Source organism: Nocardiopsis sp. TNDT3 (genome assembly GCF_003427465.1).
Classification (GTDB): Bacteria; Actinomycetota; Actinomycetes; order Streptosporangiales; family Streptosporangiaceae; genus Nocardiopsis; species Nocardiopsis dassonvillei.
The window spans coordinates 1-3,705 of record NZ_QPFC01000107.1 but is presented as its reverse complement, the minus strand read 5'-3'; the positions used below and the strand labels follow the sequence as shown (position 1 = coordinate 3,705).

Here is a 3,705-nt window from a genome sequence, read left to right as displayed (position 1 = left end):
CCCCGACACCGGCCTGCTCACCCTCACCCGCCAACCCACCCTGGCCCGCACCGCCGACCGCATCCTGCTCCTGTACAAGGGACGCGTCACCGAAACCGGCACCCACCACCAACTCCTGGTCCGCGGCGGCGCCTACGCACGCCTGTACGCCCTCACCGGCACCCACCGCACCACCGGCCACGCCCTAGGATGAGCACGTGGCACCCATCGTCAAGGAACTCACCGTCGGCCAGGTCGCCGAACGCGCCGGAGTCGCCGTCTCCGCCCTGCACTTCTACGAACGCCAGGGCCTGATCCACAGCCGCCGCACCGCCGGCAACCAGCGCCGCTACCGCCGCGACACCCTGCGCCGGGTCTCCTTCATCCGCATCTCCCAACGCGTGGGCATGCCCCTGGCACGCATCCGCCAGGCCCTGGACACCCTGCCCGACAACCGCACCCCCACCCGTGACGACTGGGCCCGCCTGTCCCAGCAGTGGCGCACCGAACTCGACGCCCGCATAAGCCAACTCATCCGCCTGCGCGACGACCTGACCAACTGCATCGGCTGCGGCTGCCTGTCCCTGGACACCTGCACCCTGTCCAACCCCGACGACGCCCTGGCCTCCGCCGGCCCCGGCCCGCGCCGCCTGATGGTCAACGCCCTGGCACGCGAAACAGGCTGAACACACGACACAGGCGGCGAACACCCGGTGCCCGCCGCCTGCCGTACCGCCCCTTACACCCCGGCGGCCTCGTCGCGTCCGCGCCGCGCCAACGCGTCAGCGCGCTCGTTGCCCTCGTCCCCGCTGTGCCCGCGCACCCAGCGCCACTCCACCTCATAGCGCGAGGCGACCTCGTCCAGGCGCTGCCACAGGTCCACGTTCTTGACCGGTTTCTTGTCGGCCGTGCGCCAGCCCCGCCGCTTCCACCCGTGCAGCCACGAGGTGATCCCGTTGCGCACGTAGGAGGAGTCGGTGTGCACCAGCACCGGCAGCGGCTGGCGCAGGCTCTCCAGCGCCCGGATCGCCGCCATCAGCTCCATCCGGTTGTTGGTGGTCTGCGCCTCGCCCCCGTACAGCTCCTTCTCGTGGCCGCCGTAGCGCAGCCACACCCCCCACCCGCCCGGACCGGGGTTGCCGCTGCACGCCCCGTCGGTGTAGATGACCACCCGCTGCGTCGGCTCCTGGCCGACCTCGTCCCCGTTACGCATGCCGGGCAATCTACCGCCCCCTACGGTCACGAAAAGGCCACAACTCCCGCCAACGGGGCCACAAAAGGAGCCAATCACCCCCAATGGAGCCCCCACACCCGCCACTTCGGCCCGTCAACCCAGCCAAAGGACCCCCCACAGCCACACCAACCAACCACCCCGCCCCACAAAAAAAGGGGGGCGTTCCGCACCCGGAACACCCCCGCACACAGCCCCGCTCAGCCAGCCAGCTCCCGCGCCAGCTCCTCGGCCCGCTCCTCACGACGCGCGAACACGTCGTTGGCCATCTCGTTCATCTTCTTCAGCACCCGCTTGCGCTCACGCGTACTCAACCGGTCCACGTACAACCGCCCCAGCGTGTGATCGGTCTCGTGCTGCAAACACCGGGCGAAGTACCCGCTACCGCTGACGACCACGGGATTGCCGTCCCGGTCCACTCCCCGCACCGTGGCGTGCTCGGCCCGCCCCAGATCCGCGTGCGGCCCCGGAACCGACAAACACCCCTCCGACTCCACCACCACCGCGTCATCGGGATCGCGCTCGTCCAACACCGGGTTGACCACATGCCCCACATGACGCACACCATCATCATCAGGGCAGTCATAGACGAACACCCGCAGGTCCACACCCACCTGGCTGCCCGCCAACCCCACACCCTCGGCCGCGTACATCGTCACGAACATGTCGTCGATGAGCCCGGCCAACTCCGCCGAACCCCACATCTGCGGCGCCACATCCACACCACGCCGGTGCAGCACCTCCTCACCCGTCACGGTGATCCGCCGCACCCGGCCGCGCGCCGCCTCCGGAGCCCACTCGGGGAAATCCGCGACCTCCCGGCCCTGAACGACGACGCCAACCCCGCCATGCTCCGACATGGTCCTACTCTCACCACACTTCAACGAAACCAGGAGTTGCCCTGGATCAGACACCGCGCCAGGTAGTCGCGCAACGACACCACCACCAGGCGTCGCCGGTCACTCTCATGGTCCCACACCACAATCCCCGGACCGTAGTCGGTGTGCACGTAGGCGAACTGCGGCCCCATGTCGGAATCACCGAAGAAGATCATCTCGTCGAAGGGCGCGTACAGCTCCAGATAGTCCGGCTCCCGGCGCATCGCCAGGTTGTCCTCCACCAAACGCCGCGCACTCCACACCACCGCGTCCCCGTACTCGTTGGTCACCCCATCGGTCTCACGCAGCAACGAGGCCAGCTCGAAGGGCAGGGGCAGCATCAGGTGCTTCTCCACCTCGGCCAGGGTCACCTCATCGGCCGGATCGCTCAGATCGGCCTCGGGATACATCTCCAGGATCAGTTCACGCCACACACTCCTGATCATCACAGGTCGTGGCAACCCACGGGAAATCGTCGGCGGCGAGTTGCGCCAAAAACCCGAACCCGCACCCGCCGCACCACCCCAAACACCGAACACGCCACCCATATCACGATGCGTGCACAACCGATCACTATCCCACACAATGACCCCATGGCTTCCACCGCACGCATGCTCGCCACCACCGCGCTCGCCGCCGCCCTGACCGCCCTGGGCGCACCGGCCCACGCCACCACCGCGACCACCACCGCCTACCCCGGCCACACCACCAGCCGCTACGTCCCCCTCACCGACGCCACCTCCACCCAAGCCCACGAGGCCGGATGCACCGAAGGACGCACCGGCGCCACCGGCCCGCGCATCCTCTTCTTCGGCACCCAGGAAAAGGACGACACCCTCCGAGAACCCGGCAGGGCGGGAAACTCCACCACACCCCGCTCCGCCTACAGCAAGGCCGCCGCCTACGCCCACCACTGGGCCCAGGGCTTCACCGAGTGCCGCACCGACCAGGCCACCGCCCACCTGGCCCTGGGCGTCAACAACAAGGACGACGGCGGCATCACCGGCACCCACGCCGGACAGCGCTGGGCCGACCTGGTCACCACCGTCAAGGACGCCTCCACCACCGAGGCCGTCACCATCACCGCAGCCCTGGACGCCGAACCCTCCTGGTCCACCCCCGCCTGGGCCCGCGACTGGCTCGCCGCCTACACCCAGGCCACCACCACACCGCTCTACGCCGCCAACTCCGCCGACTCCTGCCCCACCACCGGCTCGGGCGACTGCGCCAACGGCTGGCGCCTGGCCGACGTCCACCACATGGCCGGCGGAGGCAACCCCCGCGTCCACGTCATCCCCCAGATCTACCGCACCGACGGCATCCAGGCCGACCAGTGGGCCAACATCAGCCGCTGGGGCCACACCAACGCCAACGACCCCCTGCGCTTCGCCGGAGCCATGTCCCAGTACACCGCCTGCCAACAGCGCACCTGCAACAACACCGACAACACCCCCCAGCAGTCCTGGGACCAACTCAAGAAGGCCCTGGACGCCCACAGCAGCACCCGCGTCAGCGACCTGGGCCCCGCCACCGACATGCGCTGGCCCTGACAGACCCCCACACCCGCCAGGAGGGCCCCCGCGCACCGCGGAGGCCCTCCCTCACACGTGCCCCCAC

Annotated in this window: 5 protein-coding genes and 1 pseudogene; 3 read left to right on the top strand and 3 right to left on the bottom strand. The window is 69.4% G+C overall.

Going from position 1 to position 3,705, the window contains the following annotated elements:
* Positions 1 to 193: pseudogene (locus tag DQW06_RS03035) on the top strand (ABC transporter ATP-binding protein); the annotation flags it as partial.
* Positions 194 to 197: 4 nt separating this feature from the next.
* On the top strand, positions 198 to 665 hold the full coding sequence (soxR, locus tag DQW06_RS03030) for a redox-sensitive transcriptional activator SoxR (RefSeq protein WP_013153000.1): 468 nt from the start codon (positions 198 to 200) through the stop codon (positions 663 to 665).
* Positions 666 to 718: 53 nt separating this feature from the next.
* On the opposite strand, the gene rnhA is transcribed toward soxR, so the two are convergent.
* The 3 genes from rnhA to DQW06_RS03015 all read right to left on the bottom strand — a co-directional run bounded on the left by rnhA (position 719) and on the right by DQW06_RS03015 (position 2,534).
* Positions 719 to 1,192, bottom strand: coding sequence for a ribonuclease HI (rnhA, locus tag DQW06_RS03025; RefSeq protein WP_019607377.1), 474 nt, complete (start codon positions 1,190 to 1,192; stop codon positions 719 to 721).
* A 218-nt stretch (positions 1,193 to 1,410) separates the two neighbouring features.
* A complete protein-coding gene (gene def / locus DQW06_RS03020) occupies positions 1,411 to 2,070 on the bottom strand; it encodes a peptide deformylase (protein WP_117197920.1) in 660 nt (219 codons plus the stop codon).
* A gap of 20 nt (positions 2,071 to 2,090) precedes the next feature.
* Entirely contained in the window at positions 2,091 to 2,534 is a 444-nt protein-coding gene (locus DQW06_RS03015) for an SMI1/KNR4 family protein (protein WP_013152997.1), read from the bottom strand.
* Between the two features lie 165 nt (positions 2,535 to 2,699).
* Here DQW06_RS03015 and DQW06_RS03010 point away from each other — a divergent pair, with 165 nt between their 5' ends.
* Positions 2,700 to 3,638 (top strand): hypothetical protein, encoded by a 939-nt coding sequence (locus tag DQW06_RS03010; RefSeq protein WP_013152996.1) that lies wholly within the window; start codon positions 2,700 to 2,702, stop codon positions 3,636 to 3,638.
* The last annotated feature ends 67 nt before the right edge of the window (positions 3,639 to 3,705 follow it).

Bases quoted from the DNA above. Each gene is read 5' to 3' on its own strand.
- rnhA (WP_019607377.1), bottom strand. From the start codon at position 1,192: ATGCGTAACGGGGACGAGGTCGGCCAGGAGCCGACGCAGCGGGTGGTC.
- def (WP_117197920.1), bottom strand. From the start codon at position 2,070: ATGTCGGAGCATGGCGGGGTTGGCGTCGTCGTTCAGGGCCGGGAGGTC.
- DQW06_RS03015 (WP_013152997.1), bottom strand. From the start codon at position 2,534: ATGATCAGGAGTGTGTGGCGTGAACTGATCCTGGAGATGTATCCCGAG.
- DQW06_RS03010 (WP_013152996.1), top strand. From the start codon at position 2,700: ATGCTCGCCACCACCGCGCTCGCCGCCGCCCTGACCGCCCTGGGCGCA.